We start from the raw sequence: 22,969 nt of genomic DNA, 5'->3' as shown, positions 1-22,969 counted from the left end.
CCCGGAGATCAGCGCATGGTTTTTAGCGCTTTGGCCCATTTTTCCAGCTCTTCTAACAGGGATTTGCCGGAGGCGGTATGGTGTTCATTGGCAACAAAATGTTTATCCTCATCGAGCAGGTTCCAGGGCATTTGTACCATTACGCTCTCCATCATGGGCATCATCTTTAAGGTGGTCACTAACTGTTTGGCTACCTGGGTGGATCGCAAGCCGCCGGAGACGCCGCCATAACTGACGAAGCCACAGGGTTTGTAATTCCATTCGTTATAAACATAATCCAGAGCGTTGGTGAAGGACGAGGGTGGGCAAAAGTTGTATTCGGGCAGCACGAACACATAGGCATCGGCCCGGGCCACACTGCGCGACCAGGCCTTGGTATGTTCATGCTGGTATTCCTGCAGGCGCGGATGCTTGGGTTCGTCGTACATGGGCAGGTTAAAGGCGGCAATATCCACCAGGGAAACATCAAAGTTGCTTTGCTCCTTGGCAAACTCGTAAAACCAGTTGGCGACGGATGGGCCGACTCTGCCGGGTCGGACGCTGCAAATAATGACGTGAAGATTCAGGGCCATGGCTTTGCTCCTGTGAAGGTTACAAACTATCAGTATGGTGGATGCACACGAGAATGAGTAAAAAGTTTGGCGCGCCCAGCGGCAGACGGGGAGGAAGTCTTGCGCTCCCCTAGCTAAGCATGAGCTTGGCATAGAGGACTAAAGCCAACAGCAGCAAGAGCCAGTTCATCACCCGTAAAAAATGCTGGGGATTGAACTTTTGCTGAATTTTCACTCCCAACCAATTGCCTAGCAGGGCTAATGGCACAAAGGCTAAGGCGGTGAACAGCAGATCCAGGGTGAGCAGTCCCTGGGCACTAAAGGCCGCGAGTTTAACGCCATTCATCAGTGCAAATAGCGCTGCCGCGGTGGCCACATACTGGCGCGGGGCTAGAGCCTTGGCGGTGAAGTAAATGATCAACGGCGGTCCGCCGGCATGGACCAAGGTGCTGGCCAGTCCGGATAAGGTAGCCATAACGCGTCCGCCCCAATCGCTTGCCAAAAAGCCGTAACGTATCTTGGCAAAAAATAAGCTGCGCAGGGCAAACAGCAGGCTCAGGGTGGCGATGGCGGCACTGAGCCAGGCGGCGGGAATAATTTGAATCAGCCATTGCGCTATCAAGACCCCGACAACAACGCCGGGCAGCAGCAGGCGGATCAGCTCGTTTTGCCATTGGCGCCAATAGCTTTTTAAGCTAAAGACATCGGCAATGATGAGAATCGGCAACATCAAGGCGATGGCATCAAGGGCGGGCATCACCAGCAGTAGTAAGGGGACGGCAAAAATACCCAGGGCGCCGGCAAATCCCGATTTGGAAATGCCGGTGAGCATCACCACTGCGGCGATAACGAGAAGCGTGGTGAGCGTCATTAGGGCAACTCAAACCAAAGCGCTTCAAGGGCCGAATCGGCATAAATAGTCACTGTTTCATCCTTATCTGTTGCAAAGGCATCGCCGGCATTTAAGGTCAACTCCTGGCTGTGGGCGTGGCCACTAACCAGGTGCAAATAACCCGTACCGGCGCTAGTCAACTTGTATTGCGCTCCCGGTTTTAGCTGCAGCCGCGAGATGCGTGCATCCTGATTTATGCTCAGGGTGCCCGGCTCCCCGGTCGGCGTCACCAGTGGCGTCATTGCACCGTGCTGATGAACTTGCATCTGCTCATAGCTGGGTGCAATGCCACGGAATTTTGGCTGGATCCAAATTTGTAAAAAGTGCACCAGCTCGCTGTCCGAGGCGTTATATTCACTGTGCATAATGCCGCTGCCGGCACTCATACGCTGCACTTCTCCAGCAGGAACAATAAATTCATTGCCCTGGCTGTCCTTATGCTTCAAGGCTCCACTGATCACATAGGAGATAATTTCCATATCGCGATGGCCATGGGTGTCGAAGCCTTGCCCTGGCTGAACCCTGTCTTCGTTAATCACCCTGAGCGCCGAGATGCCCATATGGGCGGGGTCGTAATAATGGCCAAATGAAAAGCTATGTTGGCTTTTTAGCCAACCGAGATCAACCGTTCCGCGTTCAGTGGCTTTGCGAAAATATTTCATAAGATGTGCTCCAAACTTGAGGTGTTGAAGCCAGTCTAATATCCCGCTAAAGAGATTAAAATGAGTATAAAAAGCACATATCTTTCGTTTTAAGCGAACGCTTGTTGGGACTGCGATTTATACCCGGCTGCGTAACTCGCCGATAAAAGTCCGTGCCGCCGGCCCCAGGTTATCGCCGTCTTTAAACAAGAGATACAGTGGATGGGTGCGCTGTGCGCCGCTACTTAACGGCAGGGGTTTTAAGGTGCCATCGGCAAGGGCATGGGTAATGGCATGCTTGGGTAACCACGCAAAGCCCAGGCCATTGCCTATCATGTCGATGGAGGTGTTGATCTGACTAACCGTCCAACGCTGATCGGCACCCAGCCAGCCGGCATCTTGTTTCCCCTGAAGGGCGGAGTCGCGGACAACTATTTGGCGGTGGGCTTTTAAATCTTCACGGGTCAGCGCTCGACCCAGATGATGCAGTGCATGCCGCGGGTGTGCCACGGCGATAAAGTCGATGCTGCAAAGCTGCTCGCTAAAGCCATCGCCAGAGTAGGGGGAAACAGCCAGTTCTACCTGATCGTTTTGCACTAACTCCAAGGCGCCGGTCAAAATGGACTCAAACAACTCAATGCGTAATAACGGATACTGGCTGCTGGTGGCTTCGAGCACGGCATAGAGAAGATGCTGTGGCAGGGTTTGGTCGACGGCGATACGCAGACGCGACTCAATGCCGTCGCCCAAGGTGTGGCCTATGGCTTCGACCTTGGCCGCTTCTTCCAACAAATATTCGGCGCGTCTGAGCAGCATTTTTCCGGCGTCGGTGAGTACGGTGCGCCGCCCCTCTATATGAAAGAGCTTAACGCCGAAGGCGGCCTCAATTTTTGCGACCGCACTGTGTACGCTTGATTGGCTTTTGTGCACGCTCTGTGCGGCCTGATTAAAGCCGCCAGATTCGACGACGGCGCGAAACATCCGCCACTGTTCTAAGGTGATCCTGAGCATGAGCTAAAAAGGACGATTAATCATAGCCTAACCCTAACATGCGCTGGGTAAAAAGAAAGGTCTCACCCGGCTGATAAGCGGCAAAAAGGCCCGCAGGGTGCGGGCCGTTGATTCATTTTCGGTTATTTGGCCTGACGGCGACTTAGCAGCGCATCCAGGCTGAACTTGCCTGCTCCCGAAGCCGCCAGGGCAAGGAAGCCACCGGCAATGGCGATGTTCTTATAGAACATTAAAAACTGGGTTTGGTCGTCAAGCTGAAAGTGGAACAGCAGGGCGCTCACCACACTAAAGAGTGCAAAGGCCAAGGCAGTTAAGCGAGTCAGCAGGCCGGCAATAATCATGATGCCGCCAACGACCTCCAATAAAATAACCAGCGGTAGTAACATGCCGGGGACGCCAACCGAGGCCATGTACTGGGCCGTGGCATCGTAGAATTCGATTTTACTTAAGCCTGTAAGCACAAAGAGTGCAGTTAAACCAAAGCGCCCGAATAGGGCACTGACGTTGTTGAGAGTCTCGCTGCTGTTAATAAGTGGGTGTAAGTTCATCTTCGTTTCCTTAATTAGGTCTCTGTGTTGCGATAAGGAAATAATAGACTCAATTTATAAGAACGAAAATTAGTAAAATTAGCGCTTACCATTCTAAAAAAACGAATGGTTGCTGGGGCGGCGTTTGCCGAAGAAGGATCAGGGCTAATCTGGGTGAGCCTAGATTAACCCTGAACGTGTGCCTGGGTTCAGGAATCCTTGTTTGCCGAGGCGCGGATACTGCCCTCGATCAGGGGGCGAATGGTGGACGCCTGAACAATAATGGAGAAGATCACCACCACGTAGGTTAAGGTCACCAACAGGGTTTTAATATCCGTGCCATTAATCACGGCCTGGCCCGCGGGAATGGAGGCCGCCATCGCCAGCGCGAGTCCGCCTCGCAAACCACCCCAGGTGAGAATGCGCACAGAGTTCACGTCGTACTGGCGGAAGCGACGAAAAGCGAGGTAGGGCAGCGATACACTGATAAAACGCGCCAGCAGGACAATGGGTATCATGATTAAGCCTATGCTTATTTCTTCCCAGGTAAAGGGCAGAGTGACTAACAGCAGGCCAATCAAGAGGAACAAGAGCGCATTTAAGGCGCCTTCGATGGCATGCCAGAAGTTACGAACGTTGCGAACGCTGGTGTAGCGCGACATGGTCGCCGCTTTTCCTCGGGTTACATTACCAATAAAGATACCACTGACCACCATGGCCAAGGCCCCGGATATTCCGAGCAGATTCGCGGTGGCAAAGCCAGCGGTGGGAATACAGATGGTGAGCAGCAGGCGAATATTGGCTTCACGGCTTTTTATGATCAGTACATGGGAGACGAAGGCGAGTACCAGGCCAAAGGCGATACCGCCAATAGCGTCGACCAAAAACAGGTGGGCAACCCCGGCTGCGGTCGGCGCGGTGCCCGACAAGGCCACGGCTAAAATGGTGGTAAACAGCACCAGGCCGACACCGTCATTAAACAGCGACTCGCCCTCTACCTGAATGGAAATGTTTTCCGGCGCCTTCATCTGCTTGATGATGGCCAGCACGGCGATGGGGTCGGTAGGGCTGATCAGCGCCCCAAAAAGTAAGCAGTAGATAAAGGGCACGGGCCAACCCATAAAGCCCAGTAACTGATAACTGAGATAAGCCACGATAAAGGTAGAGACCAGGGTTGAAAACAGCACCAGGACGGCTATTTCTTTGCGTTGCTTTTTCATCACCCTAAGGTCAATTTCCAGCGCTCCGGCAAAGAGTAACACCCCCAGAACGCCATCCAGTAGAAATTGCTTAAAATCTATTTCGGCAACCAAGTTAAAGAGTTCCTGTGTAGCGTCGGTACCAAAGACCTTACCGGCAAGAATAAGCAACATCGACATCAACAAGGACCCGGCCGTGATGGCAATGGTGGGCTGAGTTTTCACCAGAAACTGGTTACTGAAGGCGATTAATACTGCCAGGGTCGACAGCAGGCAAAGTAGGTACCAGATACTCATAACGCATTGCTCGCAACTAGAGTAATAAAATAGAGGGGGTATTCTAGTTTTAAAACTAGAGGGTGTCATCTAATTTTCTTGTTTTTCATCGCCTGGTTGTGCTCAAATGTTTTTAATGTCCAGCAGGACCCAAGTCAGTAAAAGAGTCTATGACAAATTCGAATGCTAAAAGCACAGCCCAACGCACTCCCCAGCAGGAAAGGGGATTTCGCCGTGTGCAAATGTTACTAGATGCCGCCGCCAAAATAATTGAAGCTGATGGATTGGCAAACTTGACCATGCAAAACCTGGCGAAAATGGCGCACACCTCTATCGGCTCCCTTTATCATTTCTTCTCCGACCGGGATGCGGTACTCAAAGCCTTGTTCGAGCGACACGAAGAGTCCATTGGCGATATAGTGCGTACCCTGGAAGAGGTGGATGATCAGCTGTGGTTAACCCTGTCTCCCTATGAGCTGGTTGATAAGTTGTTGCTGCCCTTTGCCAATTATGTGTGGCAGCACGGCGATTATTTACCGGTTGTGCAAGAAGTGCGTCAGCCTCATAAAAACTCCGAATTTATTCTCTTTATGACCAAGATAGTGGCCTTGCGTAACCCGGATTTATCGCCACAAGACAGTCAATTTCTGGCGATTATGGTCCAGAACATCACCGCCGGTACCATGCAGCAAGCATATTTGCTCGAGCCGAACAGCGTCGAGGCAACGGTAAATGAACTGCGTTTAGTGCTGGGGAGTTATCTGGCGGAAAAGGAACGGGGTTAAGGGGAATGGTGGCTGGGGCAGGAAAGATTTCTTAAGATAAAAAAAGGGCCTAGTGGCCCTTTTTTTAGGTGAATTGTTCACACACTCTTAGCGCATAGTAACAAACTCTTCCGAACCTGTTGGGTGAAAGCTGCTCGAAAAGAGCGAGAGCGCGTAGCTCTTTTAGGCTTGAACGCGAGACATGGGATGTCGAGCCGGGCGTACCATCAGGGATGATAGCCCAAGCCTTTCTATCTCATAGTCACAAATTCTTCAGAGCCTGTTGGGTGTATCGCCACCACCGCATCAAAGTCGGCCTTGGTTGCGCCCATCTTCATCGCCACGGCAAAGCCCTGGATCATTTCGTCCACGGCAAACCCTATGCCGTGCAGGCCGATGATCTTCTCTTCCTTGCCCAGGCATACCAGCTTCATGGCACAAGGCTGACGGTGCTGAGTCACTGCGGTATACATGGCGGCAAAGTTTGAGGTATACACCTTGATATTGTCCTCACCGTGCTCGGCAATGGCCTGCTCTTCGCTTAGGCCTATGGTGCCGATGGGCGGGTGGCTAAAGACCACGGTAGGGACCAGGTTATAGTCCATCTTCATATCATTAGGCAGCTCATCATTAAACAGGCGCTCGGAAAGAATACGGCCGGCCTTAACCGCCACCGGCGTCAGCTCGATACCGCCTTCGATAATATCGCCCACTGCATACACGCCTTCGGCCGTGGTGTTTTGATATTCGTCGACTTTCACATAACCAGACTCGGTCACTTCCACACCCGCCGCGGCAATATTAATGGCATCCGTGGTTGGCGTACGGCCAATGGCCCAGATCACCTGGTCGACATTCTGACTGTGACCATTTTCGAAGTGTAGGGTCAGGCTGCCATCCGCTTCTTTAACCACTTCTTTCGGTGAGCACTCGGTGTGCAGGGTCGGGCCTTCTTTTTTCATTACCTCGACCAGGGTGTCAACCAGCATGCCGTCAAAGGTGCGCAGCGGCGCATGGCGACGCACAAAGAGGTGAGTCTCTGTGCCCAAACTATTTAATACACCGGCAATTTCCACGGCGATATAGCCGGCGCCCACGACGGCAACGCGCTTGGGTTGCTCGTTTAATTCAAAGAAGCCGTTAGAGTCGATGCCATACTCGGCGCCGGGAATATTAGGAATGGTAGGGCGACCACCGACGGCCACAAGAATATGGTCGGCGCTGTAGTGCTCGCCATTCACTTCAACGGTTTTGTTATCGACAAACTTGGCAAAGCCATTGATCACGGTAACGCCATTGCTGGCCAGGTATTTATTGTAACCCTGGTGGATGCGGCCAATATAGGCTTCGCGGCTTTCCACCAGTTTTTGCCAGTTAAAGTCTTTTAGCTCAACATCAAAGCCATAATCCGGTGCGTAGAGTTTAATGGCTTCGGCAATTTGGGCGCCGTGCCACATTACTTTTTTCGGTACGCAACCTACGTTTACGCAGGTGCCGCCCAGGTGAGTGGCTTCAATCAGGGCCACCTTGGCACCGCGCATGGCGGCACGGTTAGCCGAGGCGATACCACCACTGCCGCCACCGATACAAATATAATCAAAGTGTTGAGACATGTTGTTTATTCCTATGAACTTTTACTGTCATATTTGGTTTGCCATACCATAGCAGAAATGAAGGCGCTGATCTGCACTTGTATTTTGCCGTATTGCCCCAAGAATGTAGGTATTAATCGTATTATGAGACTCAGTTATGACTAACCCCTTGATCGCCCTCGAAGGCTTGCCGCCGTTTTCAAAAATTAAGCCCGAGCATGTGCAACCGGCCGTCGAACATGGCATCAAAGAATGTAAAGACACCATAGCCCAGGTTCTTGAAGCGCAGGATTTTACCTGGAAAGGCCTGGTGATGCCTCTGGAAGAGGCCGATGACAAACTGGGCCGATTGTTTTCACCCGTCTCCCATATGCACTCGGTGGTAAACACCCCTGAGCTGCGCGAAGCGTACGACACGGTATTGCCACTGTTGAGCGAATACAGCACCTTTGTGGGTCAACATCAGGGTCTGTTCGATGCCTATACGGCACTGGCCAACAGCGATGAATACACTCGCCTAAGCAAGGCGCAAAAGAAGGTCATAGATAACGCCCTGCGCGACTTTAAACTCTCGGGCATTGCTTTGAATGACGAAGATAAAAAGCGCTATGGCGAAATCGTCAGTCGCCTGAGTGAGCTGAGCGCCAAGTTTGGCAATAATGTAATGGATGCCACCTTGGCCTGGCAAAAGCATATCACCGATGAGAGTGAGCTGGCCGGTTTGCCCGAGTCGGCAAAAGACCTGGCGGCACACACCGCCCAAAGCAAAGAATTAGAAGGCTGGTTGTTTACCCTGGATATCCCCTCGTACCTGCCGATCATGACCCATGCGGATAACCGCGAACTACGTGAAGAAGCGTACACCGCCTTTGTTACTCGTGCCTCGGATCAGGGCCCTAACGCCGGTGAATATGACAACAGCGCCATTATGGACGAAGAGCTGAAACTACGTCATGAACTGGCGCAGTTGTTAGGCTTTGAGAATTATGCCCAAAAGTCACTGGCAACCAAGATGGCTGACTCAACGGAGCAGGTATTTGGCTTCCTCAACGACCTGGCCGCCAAGTCTAAGCCGCAGGCGCAACAAGACTTAGAGGAGCTGCGCAGCTATGCCGAGCAAACTCACGGTGTAACGGCGCTGGAAGCCTGGGATTATGCCTATTACAGCGAAAAGCTAAAGCAGGAAAAATATGCCATCAGCGACGAGCAACTGCGTCCGTACTTCCCCGAAGACAGGGTTCTGAGCGGCTTGTTTAAAACCGTTGAAAAGCTGTTTGCCATTCGTGTTGAAGAGCAAAAAGAATTTGATACCTACCATAAAGACGTACGCTTTTTCGAGATTTACGACAGCAGTGATGCCCTGCGTGGCCGCTTCTACCTCGACCTCTATGCCCGCGAGCACAAACGTGGCGGCGCCTGGATGGACGACTGCATGGGCCGCAAGGTGCGTTTAGGCGGACAATTGCAAACGCCAGTGGCCTACTTGGTGTGTAACTTTAACCGTCCGGTGGGCGATAAGCCGGCGCTGTTTACCCATGACGAAGTGGTTACCCTGTTCCATGAGTTTGGCCATGGTCTGCACCATATGCTGACTCAGGTAGACGCCGCCGCCGTTGCCGGCATTAACGGTGTCGCCTGGGATGCGGTGGAGCTGCCAAGTCAGTTTTTAGAAAACTGGTGTTACGAGCAGGAGGCGCTGGCCTTTATCTCGGGTCATTATGAAACTCATGAGCCTTTGCCTAAGGAGCTGCTGGATAAACTATTGGCGGCGAAGAACTACCAGTCGGCGATGCAGATGGTGCGTCAGCTTGAGTTCTCCTTGTTTGATTTTCATATTCATGCGGACTACGACCCGAGCAAGGGCAGTGAAATACAGGCAATTCTCGATCGCGTGCGTGAGCAGGTTTCGGTTGTTAAGGCGCCAAGCTTTAATCGTTTCCAGCATAGCTTTAGCCACATTTTTGCCGGTGGCTACAGCGCCGGCTATTACTCTTACAAATGGGCGGAAGTGCTCTCGGCCGATGCCTTCTCTAAATTTGAGGAAGAAGGGATCTTTAACGCCGACACCGGCCGTGCCTTCTTAACCCATATCCTTGAGCAGGGTGGCTCGGAGGAGCCGGCGGTGTTGTTTGAGCGTTTCCGTGGCCGTGCGCCAAGCGTGGATGCCCTGCTGCGTCACAGTGGCATTGCTGCTTAAGGCTATGCCGAAAGCATTGCCAATGGCGTAGCCAAATATTTAGCCGCACTTTTCACTGTATTTAAGTGATCGATGCGGCTAAAAATCCTGATATCATACCCCCTCAACAGCCATTTCCACGGAGAAAGTCGTGCACATCTATTGCCGTATCGATACCGCGCAAGCCTATTGCGATACCCTAAGCCAGCGCTTTAAGTTGGATGAATGTCCACTCGATGAGCAATTTTACCTGCAATACGATGAGTTGGGATTGGCCTTATGCAAGCGTGACGAGCCCAAGCTCACGCCCATTCGTGTCGACTTTGTCGAAGGTGCCGCGGCTCACCGCCGTAAGTTTGGTGGCGGCAAAGGCCAGGCCATTGCCAAGGCCGTCGGCCTGAATAAGGGCGCCACGCCCCATGTGCTCGATGCCACCGCCGGACTTGGCCGTGATGCTTTTGTACTGGCTTCGCTCGGCTGCAAGGTCACCCTGTTTGAACGCCACCCCGTGGTTGCGGCCTTGCTGTATGATGGCCTGGAACGCGCCTACCTGGATGCGGAAATCGGCTCCTGGATGAAGGAGCGCATGCACCTGCATCATGGCAGCAGCCATGTGCTGTTAGAGAAGCAACCCCTTTCCGAGGGGGAAGTTGATGTGGTGTACCTCGACCCCATGTTCCCGCATCGGGAAAAATCCGCTTTGGTCAAAAAGGAAATGCGGGTGTTCCAATCCCTGGTGGGGGATGACGGCGATGCCGATGATCTGCTGACGCCGGCGCTGCAACTGGCGAGCAAAAGGGTGGTGGTTAAACGCCCGGATTATGCGCCGTTTTTAAACGAACGCACCCCCAGCACTCAGATCAAGACCAAGAAAAACCGTTTCGATGTGTACGTGAATGCGGCCATGAAATAACCTGTTTTCGAATTGGGTAATATCTTATTTTTGTATTATTTTCATATCCTTGTCATAAATAATTAATATTCTACGCGCATTGTTATCGACCTAAGAGATAGGCATGCGCGTCTCAACCTTTACGCGATTGCTCGCGTTACTGCTTTCTTTGGCCAGTTTAATGCTGGTAGTGACCCTGTGGTGGGCGTTTGCAACTCTGCAAACCCTGGAACAGCAAAGCAGCCAATACGGCTTACTCAAAAACGACATCACCCTAGCGCTGACCGCGGACATTGAAGACTACCTAAGTGCCGGCGATGCCCAGTACCTGCTCAATGCCGAGCATAGGTTAAAGCGCATGCAAACGGAGCAACTCCCCGGCTTATCCCCAACCTTGGAGCAACAGCTTGCGCCGCTGTTAACCCAGTTGGTTAAAGGCATAGAAGGGGATTACCGTGCCCTGGGTAAACTCTCGGGTAACAGCAGTGCATTGTTGGACAATGCCCTTAGACAAATGGCCGGCTCGGCCAATTCACTGCTTAATTATGCCCGTCAGGCGCAGCCCGACAAGCGCGCCTTAGCCACCGAATATATCGCCCTGGCCGGCGATTATTATCAAAGCGTGCTGACCCTGAGTCTGGCCACTCAGGCCCTGTATCAGGATTACAGCAGTGAAAAAGAAGCAAACGTCAATCAGGCGCTGGCACAACTTAATGCCTTGGCCGCAGACATCGAGGCCCTGGATAACCTGGGAGTGATGAGTGAGGTTGATGAAGACGAGTTGTTCTTTGACGCCGAGCCCGAAGATCTGGCCGCTGAAATTAAAGCGGAGATCCGCTCCTGGCCGAAGCGTTTTCCTCGCGATTTACAAGGCACCTTAGAGCAGGGACAAACGCGTCAGCAAGGCATGCAGCAGTTACGCGCCGAAGTGGCGGGCATTGCCGAGGTGGTGGTGGCTGCCGAGCAGCAGTTGTTAGCCGAGCAGGAGGCGGTGAAAACCCGTGTACTTTTCTTCTTTGGTGCGGCGATTGGTGGCTTATTGCTGTTGGCGGGGGCGGTGTATTTGTTGCAGCGCTCTCAGGTGCTGAACCCCTTGCGCCAGCTTCGTGATGGCTTTGCTGACTTGCTCGACAGCAACGAGCCGGCGCCCATCATCAGTAAAAATGCCCACACCGAGGTGGGGGAAATCGCCGCCTATTTTAATCAACTGTTGCAGCGCCAGCAGGCACAAGCCCAGGCCCGACAGCAGATGCTGCAGGTGATCAACGAGTTTATGCGTGAAATGAGTGAAAACCTGGAACACATCAGTCAGGGTGCGGAGCAAAGTACGGCACTGGCCGGCCATAGTCAAAGCCTGTTGACTCAGGTGCAGCACCTGGGTGATGACGTCAACAGTGTGAATGCCCAGGTGGCGGCCAATGCTCAGCAGACCCATGCGTCCATGGCGCAGAGCGTGAGTGTTGCCGAGGCCATGTTGCATGCTTCGGCAACCACGGAGCAGCGTATCGACGATGGCATGCAGAGCCTGCGTCAGTTGCTGGCCGGTGTGGACGATGTGTCTAAGGTGTTGGATGTGATCAACAATATTGCCGAGCAAACCAACCTGCTGGCGCTCAACGCCGCCATCGAGTCGGCGCGGGCCGGCGAGCATGGCCGCGGTTTCGCCGTGGTCGCCGATGAAGTGCGTAAACTGGCGCAGCAAACACAGCAATCGCTGGGCGATATTCATGCCCAACTGGGCGAACTCAGTGGTCATTCGCAACGGGTGTCGCAAAACATCTGCGAGCTGGCGACCCAGGCGCAAACGCAAACGGATAATGCCCAGGAGCTTAAACGCACCGCCGAAGACGTATCGCAAAGCGCCGCCCAGGCCAATGACGTGGCGGCACAGGCCACCGATTACGCCCAGCGTCAGCAGGAAATGCTGAGTGAGTTTGAGTCATCGATGCAGGCAATGCAGACGCAAATCGAGAGCTCCGACAGCAAGGTGAAGGGCATTTATCAAAGCTTGCAGCAACAAATGCAGACAATTCGTGAGAGTCTGGGTTTAAAAGCGTGATAATGGCCCAAGATCTACCCTGATTCTATAAAAGAAGGAAGTCATTATGATTGCCCAAGGTCAAAAAATTCCAGCCGCAAGCCTGACACAACTAGGCGAGCAGGGGCTGAACCATTTCACTACCGACGAGTTGTTCGCCAATAAAAAAGTGGTACTGTTTGCCGTACCCGGCGCTTTTACACCGACCTGCTCGGCGGCGCATTTGCCAGGCTTTGTTGTTCTGCGCGAAGAGTTTACTGCAAAAGGCGTTGACGAAGTCATGTGTGTGTCGGTGAACGATGCCTTTGTTATGAAGGCCTGGGGCGAGAGCCAGAATGCCGATCGTATTCGCATGCTGGCCGATGGCGATGCCAGCTTTACCAAGGCCCTGGGGCTGGATAAAGACACGGGTGACTTCGGTGGCGTGCGTTCAACACGCTATGCCATGGTGGTAGACAATGGCGTGGTTACCCAGCTGTTTGTGGAAGAAGACAAGCAGTTTGAAGTATCTAAAGCCGAGCATGTACTGGCGAACCTTTAATAAGGGTTCGTTTTGCTTGCATAAAAAAGGCCGCATCACGCGGCCTTTTTGCTGGGTAGGAGAATATCCTAAGGGTTATATTGCGCGTTTAATGTCACACCAGAGAAGGTCTGGTAAGCATTAAGGCTAATATGCCAGGTACCCGCTTGTGGGTTGCTAAAGCTACAGCTTTCGTTGTTGCCGCCTTTATAAGGACGACAGTCATAGCTGCTTGCCGTAGGCTGTGCGCCAAAGCGAACAAATAGGTCGGCATCACCTGTACCACCGGAGATATTTACATCCAAGGTGCTCATGCCCGCAGGCACTTCCAATGTGTAGTGTTTCCACTGACCCGCCGATGCTGAAATATCGGCTACGGTACCGCCACCGCCGGTGCCCGTGCCGCCACCTGAGGTAGTTAGCTCACCCAATAGCGATGCATTGCTGTAGGCGCTGTAACCGCGCAGCATCACGTAGTAGGTGCCCGCCGTTGGGTTGTCGATGCTACAGGTTTCGTTGTTACCGTTCTCATATGGACGGCAATCATAGCTTGATGTGGTTGGCGCGCTGCCCGCCTTAACATACATGTCCAGGTCGCCGCTGCCACCGCTGGTGGTGAAGGTCACGTTAGTGGCGCCCGAAGGTACCGTCATGGTGTAGGTTGTTTCAGAGCCGGCTGCGCCGCTTAAACCAGTTTCTGCCGTGCCTGGTGTCAGCTCATTGCCACCGCTTGGTGGTGGTGTACCGCCGCTTGCCTGAGCAACCGCAGCCGCCGCATCAACGATACCGGTACCACAGCTGGTACAGGTTGCGCTAAAGCCCTTGGTGGTCGACTTCAGGATGCTTTCTATTTCATCCGGTGTCGCCGTGGGTTTAGCTTGTTTGATAAGTGCAGCCACACCCGCTACGTGAGGCGCCGCCATAGAGGTGCCTTGCGAGTAGTGGTAGCTGTCGCTTGAAGGTGAGGTTGAGCCCGAGTTGTGGGTAGATAAGATACCTTCAGGGTCGTTAGCGAAGCTTTGTGCGCCACCCGGTGCCGCCACATCGATGTTTGAACCATAGTTTGAGTAGTAGGCTCGACCACCGTTACGGCCCACCGAGGCCACGTTGATTACACCGCTACAGTTACCCGGGTTGTAGTTTGCCGAATTGTCGTTGTCGTTACCGGCGGCGATAACAATCGCAGTGCCGTTGGCACGTGCCTGGTTGATGGCGTTTTGGGTAGTAGAGCTACATGAACCGCTGCCACCTAGACTCATGTTGATCACATCGGCAGGGTTAGCGTTGGCTGGTACGCCCGATACCGAACCACCTGATGCCCATACGATGGCATCGGCGATGTCTGATGTTAAACCACCACATTTACCCAGTACACGAACCGGCACAACTTTGGCGTCATAGGCAACACCCGTTACCCCTTCGCCATTGTTGGCAACGGCCGCTACCGTACCCGCTACGTGAGTGCCGTGCCAGCTTGAACCTTGTGCACCGTGTGTGTAACCACACTCGTTTGCGGTAATGGCATCACCCGGATCCTGAGCATCGCTATCACGACCGCCGCCATCGTTGGCAACGAAGGTGTCGGAGATCATGTCATAACCAGGGAGGATATTGGCGTTTAAGTCGGCGTGTGGGCGGTAACCCGTATCAAGCACGGCCACGGTTACACCGGCACCGGTTGCTGAGTCCCATGCCGCTGGTGCGTTAATGCCTGCGGCCGCTTCATAGTAGTGCCACTGATCGCCGTAGCGCGGGTCGTTCGGTGTGGCGAACGGCTTTAACATCTGGTCGATTTCGATGTATTCCACTTCGCCGCTGGCAACCATGTCTTGCATGAACTGCTGTGCTTCTTGCGCCGATAATTTCTTATCTGTACGGATCACGTGGTGATTTTGCAGGGCCATTTCTCGCACGTATTGAGCGCGAGCCTGGCCACGATTGGTTTTAAAGCCATCAACAAATTTCTTTGCACGCGCCTTGCCATTGCCTGGCATGGTCGCAGCACTGGTGCCTAGCTCGGCGTTGTCTTTGTACTTGATGATAAAGCGCGTGGTTAATGGCGATTGGCCTTTTAGCTTGGCCTGAGTTTGTGCCAGTGTTGCCTGTTGCGGCGCCGTCACTTCTTGAATGTCATTCGCGTAGAGGGCCGATGAGCTAAGAGCCATCGGGATTGCTAGCGCGAGGAGTGTTTTTCTAGTTGTCATAAGAGTCCCCATTTATTTTTAGTTTGTACCCAAATGGTACACTTCGCAGAGGATGGTAAATTATTTGTTAATATATTTGTAATAACTTTTGGAAATAAAAAGGGTACAAGTTGTTATATCTGGCCGTATATACGGTTAAAATTAATTATTTAGTATCTTTGTTTTTATTTTTATTAATGCTTTTGTTTTATTTTTGGTTGGCTGGTTTTTGTTCTATTGTTGCTTTGGGTGCAATTTCAACCTGCGTTTAAATTCGGTGCTCTTGTCTGGCATTCGGCGCGTTTAATTAACCCGGGTAAATATCTTTGTCGGCCCTGGCTTGGTAGAATAGCGGCGGTTTTTCTAGGGGTGATATTGTGATTAAAAAAGATGTGGTGATTATTGGTGCCGGTGCTGCGGGTTTAATGTGTGCAGCGCAAGCGGGTTACCGTGGCCGCGATGTGGTAGTGGTCGATATGGGCAAAAAGCCCGGCCGTAAGATCCTGATCAGCGGCGGTGGTCGTTGTAACTTTACCAACGAAAATGCCAGCCCTGAAAATTACCTCTGTGCCAACCCGCACTTCGTAAAATCCTGCTTGAGTCGCTACACCCAGCGCGACTTTATCGACCTGGTCGACCGCCACGGCCTGCAATACCACCACAAAACCCTCGGCCAATTGTTCTGTGATAACAGCGCCCAAGACATCGTCGATATTCTTATGACCGAATGTGAATGGGCGGGCGTAAGCGTACAATTGCGCAGCGAAGTCATTAGTGTGGAAAAAACCGAGCAAGGCTACATAGTCAACACAGGCACGCACACCTATGAATGTGAATCTTTGGTGGTGGCTTCTGGTGGCCTTACCATGCCAAAACTCGGCGCCACGCCAATCGGTTATAAAATTGCCGAGCAGTTCGGCTTAAAGGTGTTGCCTACCATGGCTGCCTTGGTGCCATTTACCCTGCACCAGCATGATAAAGACCGTTTTGATGGCCTCTCGGGCATCAGCGTCGATTGCCTGGTGACAAGTGAATGTGGTACCCAATTTCGCGAGAATATTCTCTTTACTCACCGCGGCTTATCGGGTCCGGCCATTTTGCAGATTAGCTCATTTTGGCGCGCAGGGCAGGCAGTGAGTATTAACTTACTTCCAACCCTAAACATCACAGAATGGTTAGAACAACAACGCCAGCAAAGCGCACAAAAGTCATTGAAAAATGCCTTGGCGACTATTTTACCGAAACGCTTTGTGGAAATGCTGCACGACACCAAGGCCATTCCTGAGGCCAATATCAATCAGCTGACTCACGGCCAAATTGCCGCGTTGCATGACTACCTGCATAACTGGCAAATCAAACCCAATGGCACCGAAGGCTATCGCACCGCCGAAGTGACATTAGGCGGCGTGGATACGGATGAGCTCAGCTCAAAAACCTTTGAAGCAAAAAAAGCACCGGGCCTATACTTTATTGGTGAAGTCACCGACGTCACCGGCTGGCTCGGCGGCTACAACTTCCAATATGCCTGGAGCTGCGGCTTCGCCTGTGGGCAGTATTGTTAGGCTTTCCCACAAAAGACAAGATTAATAAAAAGGGTGACCTAAGCGTCACCCTTTTTAATTCAATCCTAGTAACTTACGCCGCCTGGGTGATCCTACCGTTTTGGCACAGCGGATGTTGGCGCACATAGTCGAGGATGCGCTGCTCCATGGTGGTAAAGCAGGGGCCGCCATAGTAGACGATGGTTTCGTGATGGGTGCTGCTGTGGCAATTGCGTTTGCCGCTGTGGGCCAGCAGGGTTTCTACTTCGGCGAGCACATCGTTGATATCGTGTTGCTCGTAAATGGTCTCGGGCAGGGTGAGGTTATCGAAATGCAGGGCCAGCACCTCATGATTGCCGATGGCAAATTCGTCGCGGTCAATAAACAGCTTAGAGCCCTTGGGCAAACCGATCCCCTCCAGAGTGTCGATAATGGCGCGCTTGGCCTGGTCGATATCGCCGCTGACCAAGACGTCAAGCTCACAATACTCGATTTGGTTTTCTGCATTTAGCTGGGTGCCGGCCCCTGTGACTTCCCCTAATTGCAGTCGCTGCAATACCTCATCCAACGGGTCTTCATAGGTGTCGCCGCGGTCTATGGGCTGACACTTATCATTAATACGAACCGTGATATATACATCCTTACTCATTGGGGACTCTCCCTGATGCGGTGTTTGATTATGAAAATAGAATGCGCATTACTCTTTGAATTTACGCGCAGTAAGCATTAATTTTTAGCAGCTATTGGCATTTAGGCAAGGTTATACCGAAGGTTCTGCCGAAGGCGGACGAGAGGAAAGGGGGCGATGCCGTGATTGGACTTGGCTTTGACCGCCAAAGGCCCTAAAATTTGCCACCCAAAGGTTTACCCTCCAGATAATGCGTAACTCGTCCATGAATAAGCAAGCGATAGGTATTTTTGACTCCGGCGTCGGCGGCCTTGCCGTGGCCCAGGCGGTGCATCAGTTGCTGCCGAGCGAAGACCTGCTTTATATCGCCGACTCCGGCTTTATGCCCTATGGCAGTAAAACGCAGGACGAAATACGCGGGCGCTGCCATGCCATAGTCGATTATATGGCGACCCAGGGCGCCAAGGCGGTGGTGGTGGCCTGTAATACCGCCACCATGGCGGCCATTGGCTCACTACGCGCGCATTATTCCTTACCTATAGTTGGCGTCGAGCCCGGCGTGAAACCCGCATTGCAGCAAAGTAAAAGTGGCGTTATTGGCGTGCTGGCCACCCCCAGTACCATAGCGTCGCAGAGCTTTCAGCGCCTGTGCCGGCAACAGGCCGAAGACCTGGGGCGCATTGTTTTTCAACCTTGTCCCGAATTGGCGGCGACCATAGAAGCCCTGCATCTCGACAGTGATCACACGGAGGCACTATTGCGCCGTTATTGTGAGCCTCTACTGAGCCAGGGGGTGGATGTGCTGGTCTTGGGCTGCACTCATTACGCCTTTATTGCCCCCTTGCTAAGACGCATTCTGCCCTCGGGCGTTAGCCTGATCACCACCGAGCAGGCGGTGGCCTTGCAATTACAGCGCCGTTTAGCGCCAAGCTATCAGTTAGGAACGCAGCCCAGCGCAACGCCGGGTCGAGTACGTTTGCTCACCAGTGGTGACAGTCAGCGCTTTAGCGCCCAGATACAGGTGCTGTGGCCGAGTGTTGAAAACCCTGTAATTACCCCCTTGCACTTATCCTGCGCTGAGCTCGGTTAGCCCGCTTTAACTCCTTGTTTTAAAGCCTGTTAAGTTGGCGGTCAGGCTTGCCACTTTGTTGCCATAATTGCCCTCTGTTTTTCCATTTTTGCGCCCCTTTGTTGCCACTGTGCCTTGTTTTAATAACTACCAAGCAAGGCGAGGAAGCAACCACTTCTGTTCTTGCCCCAACCCATTAAGAATTGAAGGATGACGACGATGAAAAAACACATTTTAGTAACTGCATTAGTATCAACTTTGGTAGCGGCGCCAGCGATGGCAAAAGAGCAAAAAGAGCTGGCCACCGAGACCGCCTGGGGTCTGGGCGCCGGTGCCACGGTAGGGGCCATTGTTGGCGGTCCTATCGGTGCCTTTGCCGGAGCCTTTATCGGCGGCATTATCGGCGAAAAGGAAGCGGCGCACAGCACCATCAAGTCACAGCAAGTGCAGCTGAGCCAATACCAGGACACGGAGCAACAGTTGCACAGTACCCTGGAGCAAAACCGCGCGCTGACTGCGCAAATCAACGCCTTGGAAGATGAGCAAAATCGTTTAGAGCAAGCCCGTATCGACAACCTTTTAGCCATGACGGTGCAGTTTCGCTCCGGCTCGGCGCACATCGAACCCCACTTTGCCGAGCAGCTGGATCACCTTGCGCAGATCCTTAAGCGCAAGCCGGACTTAAACCTTAACCTCAATGGCTATGCCGATGTGCAAGGGGATGAGCAAGCGAATCTAGACCTGTCTCAGCGCCGTGCCGATGCGGTGCAGCAGTACCTGGTAAAGCAAGGCGTGGCCGCCACCCAGCTGTTCGCCGAAGGGCGAGGTGAGCAGAAAATTGTCGCCAATGGTAACGAATATGAAACGAACTTCTTTGATCGTCGCGTAACCTTGACGGCCCGCGGTGCGCAGCAAAACCGCATGGCGAAAAACTAAGCCACCGCAACCCGAGGACCAAATTATGTTGAGTTGTCCTAACAAAGTGCTCACAGCTCTCGCTGTGAGCCTTTTATGCCTAATTTTCTTTACCCCCGTTAATGCCAGTGCCTTCTCCGAAGGCCAGGCGCAACTGCAATTTAGCGATGCCCGGGGTGTGGATGTGGCGCCCGGCGTCCTTTTGAGTACCCGAGCGTCCATGCAGATCACTGGGCTGATCAACCAGGTGCAGGTGACCCAGGTGTTTGTGAACCGCCACCCCTTTGCGGTCAACGCCCAGTACCTGTTTCCACTGCCAAGCGAAAGCGCGGTGCATGCCATGACCATGAAGGTCGGCGAACGCACCATAGTGGGTAAAATTGCCGAGAAGCAGCAGGCGGAGCGTCAATATCGCGCCGCCCAGCGCGCCGGTAAGCGGGCGGCGCTGGTAAAGCAGCAGCGCGCCAATATGTTTTCCTCGCGGGTTGCTAATCTTGGCCCCGGAGAGCGGGTGGAAATCACTCTGAGTTATCAGGAAATGATCCGTTTTCGCGATGCCGAGCTCAGCGTGCGTCTGCCGATGACCTTTACACCGCGCTATCATCCTCGTAGTTATGCCGTGGAAGAATTACGAGCCACTGCAAACGCCACCAATAATGGCGCGCAGGGCTGGCTGGCGCCTAAATTTGTTGAGCAACTGGCACAGCAGCAGGACTTTATCGACAGTTCGCGTGAGCCCTTACTGCAATTGGATATAGAGATAGATTTTGGTTTGCAGCTGGAGCAGATCCGCACGCCTCACTACCAGGCTCAGGTGAGTAATCTGGATTTTGGCCGTTACCGGGTGCAATTACGTGACGATGCCATGAATCGCGATTTTGTGCTGCGTGCCAAGGTGTCGCCGAGTCAGCAGGCGCAGGCGGCCTTCTTTCGACAAACGGCGCAAAGCGGCGACTATGGACTGCTGATGCTGTTGCCGCCAAGCGACCAGTTTAGCGCCCAGCAGCGCCTGGCCCGAGAGCTTATCTTTGTGATCGACAGCTCCGGCTCCATGCACGGCAGCTCCATGGATGCGGCCAAGCAGGCTCTTTTCTATGCACTTGATAACCTGGATGAAAACGACAGTTTTAACATTATCGACTTTGACAGCAGTGCGCGCTTATTCCGCCCTCAGGCGGTGGCGGCCAATGCCTTTAACCGCGCCGATGCCGAGCGCTTTGTCTATCAATTACAGGCCGATGGCGGTACGGAAATGGCGCAGGCGCTGGACTTGGCCCTCGATGGCAAAACGCATCCCAATTATGTGCGTCAGGTGGTGTTTTTAACCGACGGCAGCGTCGGCAACGAGCAAGCCCTGTTTGATTTGGTGCAGAGGCAACTTGTTGATAACCGGCTGTTTACCGTGGGCATAGGCAGTGCCCCCAATGGCTACTTTATGCGTCGTGCCGCCCATGTTGGCCGCGGCAGCTATACCTTTATCAGCGATGGCAACGAGGTGAAAACCCAGATGCAGGACCTGTTTGAACGCCTGCAAAACCCGGCGCTGCGCGATGTACGCCTAAGCGCGGCGCGCGCCAAGGAATTGTCCTATTGGCCGCAGCCCTTGCCGGATCTCTACTTTGGTGAGCCGCTGATGGTGGCGATCAAACTGGCACCGCAGCAACAGGATATGTATATCGACGCCAACACCCAGCATGGACCGTTGCGCTTAACCATGCCCATGCACGAGACCGGTCAAACCTATCCGCACAGCGAAGCCATTGCCCGCTTGTGGGCGCGTCAGCAAATTGCCTCGCTCTTGCTTTATAACCCGGCCGAAGCGGTACGCCCACAGGTGCTGGATTTGGCCCTGAAACATCAGTTGCTAAGTCCCTTTACCGCCTTTATTGCCGTTGAAGAGGTGGCCACATCGACCGTGGCACAGCATAAGGAGCAGGTGGCCAATAACGTCGCCAGCGGCCAGCGGGTGCAACGCTTTGCGCAAACCGACGGGCAATCCCTGTGGCACTTATTATTGGGCGCACTCTTGATGTTAAGCACGGCCGCTTGGTTGAGACGAGAGCGGAGACAGGCTCATGGCTAAGGGAAAGCGAGTAGCGGCCCGGGCAAGTTATTGGCGCTACGGCGCCATTGCCCTGTTTGCGTTGGGGGCAAGCTTTTTTGCTCAGGGCGCTTATATGCAGAGCAAGGCCTGGTTGGCGCAATGGTTGATTGAGCGGGCCTGGCAGCAAAGCCTGGCAGCGCCCGGAGCCAATATTCCGCCCTGGTATTATGCCGACACCCATGTGGTGGCCAAATTGAGCGTGCCCCACTTGGCGCTACAGCGTTTTGTGCTGGCCGGCAGCAGCGGCCGTAATCTCGCGTTTGCACCAACTCATGATGAGGCCTTTGGGCCGCTTGGAGGTGAGGGCGCCAGTGTGATTGCCGCCCATAACGACACTCACTTCGCGTTTTTACGCCATGTGCAGGTGGGCGATGAATTAAGCCTGACGCTGCGCGATGGTCGCACCCTGAGTTATCGCATCGACAGCAAACAGGTGGTGCATCAAAGCGATACTCAGGCCGCCGCAGCCAGCGGCCTGCATCTGGTGACCTGTTATCCCTTTAACTCGCCGGTAGCCGGGACCGAGTTGCGTTTGCTGGTGTCGGCCTCGCTGATATCCTCTTCGTCGAGGTCGACCACCAATGCCTGATGGCGCTGGCTTATCATCACCCCGACAAAAACCACGGCGATGCTGAGCCATTGCCACAGGGTCAGGATCTCGCTCAGCACTATGGCCGACAGCAGCAGGGTGAAGATGGGGATAAGGTTTGAGTAGGCCGCCGCTGTCAGCACGGATACCTTGCTGATGGCATAGTTATACATGCCGTAGCCGCCCAGGGTAACAAAGGTGCCCAGGTAAAGAATATGGGCAAAGGCCACCGGGTCGTGTTGCTGCGGCATTTCCACAAAGAGTAAAAAGGGCGCAAAGAAAAGCGAGCCGGCCAGACCCTGCAAGGCAATAAGCGTAAGCGGCGCATAGCGGCTGCACAGGCGTTTTACGCTCACGGTGTAAAAGGCGGCGCAGACCATGGCCAGGAATTCCAAGGTGTTGCCTAGTAAGGGGTTGGGCGCTTGCTCCGAGCTTGGCGAGACCAGGGTCAGCAGCACACTGCCGCCGATACACAGGGTAAAGCCGACGATAATGGCGCGGCTAATGTGCTCTTTGAGCATAAAAAAGGCCAAGAATGCGACGATCAGCGGTAAACAGGAGACTATCACCCCAGCCTGAGACGCCGAGGTGTATTCCATGGCGTGGCCTTCGAATAAAAAGTATAAACAGGGCTCGGCCAGACTCATGCCCAGCAGGTATTTCCAGTCACCACTTTGGTATTCAAAGCGTTTTACAAAACGCCATAAGCACAGGCACACCGCCAGGGTGGTGAGCATGCGCAAAAAAATCACCACAGTAGGGTCATAGACTCCCACCGCATACTTTAAAGAGATAAAAGAGCTTCCCCATAAAAAGGTGGCAATGATCAGGCAAAGGCTCGCTGGCATAAGAGATAACTAG

Annotated in this window: 20 protein-coding genes; 10 read left to right on the top strand and 10 right to left on the bottom strand. The window is 53.3% G+C overall.

The window, feature by feature from the left end; genetic code table 11:
* Nucleotides 1–8: 8 nt before the first annotated feature.
* The 6 genes from C2M29_RS03110 to C2M29_RS03085 form a co-directional block, all read right to left on the bottom strand.
* A complete protein-coding gene (locus C2M29_RS03110; protein ID WP_105188342.1) occupies nucleotides 9–572 on the bottom strand; it encodes an NADPH-dependent FMN reductase in 564 nt (187 codons plus the stop codon).
* 109 nt (nucleotides 573–681) lie between these two features.
* Nucleotides 682–1,422 carry a sulfite exporter TauE/SafE family protein gene (locus tag C2M29_RS03105; protein WP_105188341.1) on the bottom strand — a complete coding sequence of 247 codons (741 nt, stop codon included), beginning with the start codon at nucleotides 1,420–1,422 and terminating at the stop codon, nucleotides 682–684.
* Nucleotides 1,422–2,105 carry a pirin family protein gene (locus C2M29_RS03100; protein ID WP_105188340.1) on the bottom strand — a complete coding sequence of 228 codons (684 nt, stop codon included), beginning with the start codon at nucleotides 2,103–2,105 and terminating at the stop codon, nucleotides 1,422–1,424. The genes C2M29_RS03105 and C2M29_RS03100 overlap by 1 nt, the downstream gene beginning before the upstream one ends.
* A gap of 117 nt (nucleotides 2,106–2,222) precedes the next feature.
* Nucleotides 2,223–3,095 (bottom strand): LysR family transcriptional regulator, encoded by an 873-nt coding sequence (locus C2M29_RS03095; protein WP_105188339.1) that lies wholly within the window; start codon nucleotides 3,093–3,095, stop codon nucleotides 2,223–2,225.
* 122 nt (nucleotides 3,096–3,217) lie between these two features.
* Entirely contained in the window at nucleotides 3,218–3,643 is a 426-nt protein-coding gene (locus tag C2M29_RS03090) for a DoxX family protein (RefSeq protein WP_105188338.1), read from the bottom strand.
* Nucleotides 3,644–3,831: 188 nt separating this feature from the next.
* Nucleotides 3,832–5,118: a cation:proton antiporter gene (locus tag C2M29_RS03085; RefSeq protein WP_105188337.1), complete on the bottom strand. Its 1,287-nt coding sequence runs from the start codon at nucleotides 5,116–5,118 to the stop codon at nucleotides 3,832–3,834.
* A gap of 221 nt (nucleotides 5,119–5,339) precedes the next feature.
* On the opposite strand from C2M29_RS03085, the gene C2M29_RS03080 reads away from it, so the two are divergent.
* Entirely contained in the window at nucleotides 5,340–5,882 is a 543-nt protein-coding gene (locus C2M29_RS03080) for a TetR/AcrR family transcriptional regulator (RefSeq protein ID WP_233998353.1), read from the top strand.
* Nucleotides 5,883–6,112: 230 nt separating this feature from the next.
* Here the strand turns inward: C2M29_RS03080 and gorA are convergent, their stop codons facing one another.
* Nucleotides 6,113–7,474, bottom strand: coding sequence for a glutathione-disulfide reductase (gorA, locus tag C2M29_RS03075; RefSeq protein WP_105188335.1), 1,362 nt, complete (start codon nucleotides 7,472–7,474; stop codon nucleotides 6,113–6,115).
* Nucleotides 7,475–7,610: 136 nt separating this feature from the next.
* On the opposite strand from gorA, the gene prlC reads away from it, so the two are divergent.
* The 4 genes from prlC (at nucleotide 7,611) to C2M29_RS03055 (ending at nucleotide 13,100) form a co-directional block, all read left to right on the top strand.
* Nucleotides 7,611–9,650: an oligopeptidase A gene (gene prlC, locus C2M29_RS03070; RefSeq protein ID WP_105188334.1), complete on the top strand. Its 2,040-nt coding sequence runs from the start codon at nucleotides 7,611–7,613 to the stop codon at nucleotides 9,648–9,650.
* A gap of 130 nt (nucleotides 9,651–9,780) precedes the next feature.
* The gene (locus C2M29_RS03065) at nucleotides 9,781–10,542 is read left to right on the top strand and encodes a class I SAM-dependent methyltransferase (protein WP_105188333.1); all 762 of its coding nucleotides are present in this window, start codon (nucleotides 9,781–9,783) and stop codon (nucleotides 10,540–10,542) included.
* Between the two features lie 103 nt (nucleotides 10,543–10,645).
* Complete coding sequence (locus C2M29_RS03060) at nucleotides 10,646–12,580, top strand: methyl-accepting chemotaxis protein (protein ID WP_105188332.1); 1,935 nt, start codon at nucleotides 10,646–10,648, stop codon at nucleotides 12,578–12,580.
* A gap of 46 nt (nucleotides 12,581–12,626) precedes the next feature.
* Nucleotides 12,627–13,100, top strand: coding sequence for a peroxiredoxin (locus C2M29_RS03055; protein ID WP_105188331.1), 474 nt, complete (start codon nucleotides 12,627–12,629; stop codon nucleotides 13,098–13,100).
* Nucleotides 13,101–13,168: 68 nt separating this feature from the next.
* Here the strand turns inward: C2M29_RS03055 and C2M29_RS03050 are convergent, their stop codons facing one another.
* Nucleotides 13,169–15,283, bottom strand: a complete 2,115-nt coding sequence (locus tag C2M29_RS03050; RefSeq protein ID WP_199774849.1) for a S8 family peptidase — start codon at nucleotides 15,281–15,283, stop codon at nucleotides 13,169–13,171.
* A 356-nt stretch (nucleotides 15,284–15,639) separates the two neighbouring features.
* Here C2M29_RS03050 and C2M29_RS03045 point away from each other — a divergent pair, with 356 nt between their 5' ends.
* Nucleotides 15,640–16,824 carry an NAD(P)/FAD-dependent oxidoreductase gene (locus C2M29_RS03045; RefSeq protein ID WP_105188329.1) on the top strand — a complete coding sequence of 395 codons (1,185 nt, stop codon included), beginning with the start codon at nucleotides 15,640–15,642 and terminating at the stop codon, nucleotides 16,822–16,824.
* A 73-nt stretch (nucleotides 16,825–16,897) separates the two neighbouring features.
* Here the strand turns inward: C2M29_RS03045 and C2M29_RS03040 are convergent, their stop codons facing one another.
* A complete protein-coding gene (locus tag C2M29_RS03040) occupies nucleotides 16,898–17,452 on the bottom strand; it encodes a hypothetical protein (RefSeq protein ID WP_105188328.1) in 555 nt (184 codons plus the stop codon).
* Between the two features lie 244 nt (nucleotides 17,453–17,696).
* Between C2M29_RS03040 and murI the strand changes: the two genes are divergently transcribed.
* The 4 genes from murI to C2M29_RS03020 all read left to right on the top strand — a co-directional run bounded on the left by murI (nucleotide 17,697) and on the right by C2M29_RS03020 (nucleotide 22,108).
* The gene (gene murI, locus C2M29_RS03035; protein ID WP_105188327.1) at nucleotides 17,697–18,521 is read left to right on the top strand and encodes a glutamate racemase; all 825 of its coding nucleotides are present in this window, start codon (nucleotides 17,697–17,699) and stop codon (nucleotides 18,519–18,521) included.
* A 198-nt stretch (nucleotides 18,522–18,719) separates the two neighbouring features.
* Nucleotides 18,720–19,436, top strand: coding sequence for a sortase-associated OmpA-like protein PdsO (gene pdsO, locus C2M29_RS03030; RefSeq protein ID WP_105188326.1), 717 nt, complete (start codon nucleotides 18,720–18,722; stop codon nucleotides 19,434–19,436).
* 64 nt (nucleotides 19,437–19,500) lie between these two features.
* On the top strand, nucleotides 19,501–21,498 hold the full coding sequence (locus tag C2M29_RS03025) for a marine proteobacterial sortase target protein (RefSeq protein WP_325050572.1): 1,998 nt from the start codon (nucleotides 19,501–19,503) through the stop codon (nucleotides 21,496–21,498).
* A complete protein-coding gene (locus C2M29_RS03020) occupies nucleotides 21,491–22,108 on the top strand; it encodes a class GN sortase (RefSeq protein WP_105188324.1) in 618 nt (205 codons plus the stop codon). Before C2M29_RS03025 ends, C2M29_RS03020 begins: the two co-directional genes overlap by 8 nt.
* On the opposite strand, the gene C2M29_RS03015 is transcribed toward C2M29_RS03020, so the two are convergent.
* Nucleotides 22,012–22,956 carry a DMT family transporter gene (locus tag C2M29_RS03015; RefSeq protein WP_105188323.1) on the bottom strand — a complete coding sequence of 315 codons (945 nt, stop codon included), beginning with the start codon at nucleotides 22,954–22,956 and terminating at the stop codon, nucleotides 22,012–22,014. The two genes, C2M29_RS03020 and C2M29_RS03015, sit on opposite strands and share 97 nt — an antisense overlap.
* Nucleotides 22,957–22,969 lie beyond the last annotated feature (13 nt).

Source organism: Pseudoalteromonas sp. T1lg48 (assembly GCF_002964785.1).
In the GTDB taxonomy this organism is placed as follows: domain Bacteria; phylum Pseudomonadota; class Gammaproteobacteria; order Enterobacterales; family Alteromonadaceae; genus Pseudoalteromonas.
Note: the sequence above shows the minus strand (reverse complement) of the source record. Positions and strands in the feature narration are given on the sequence as shown.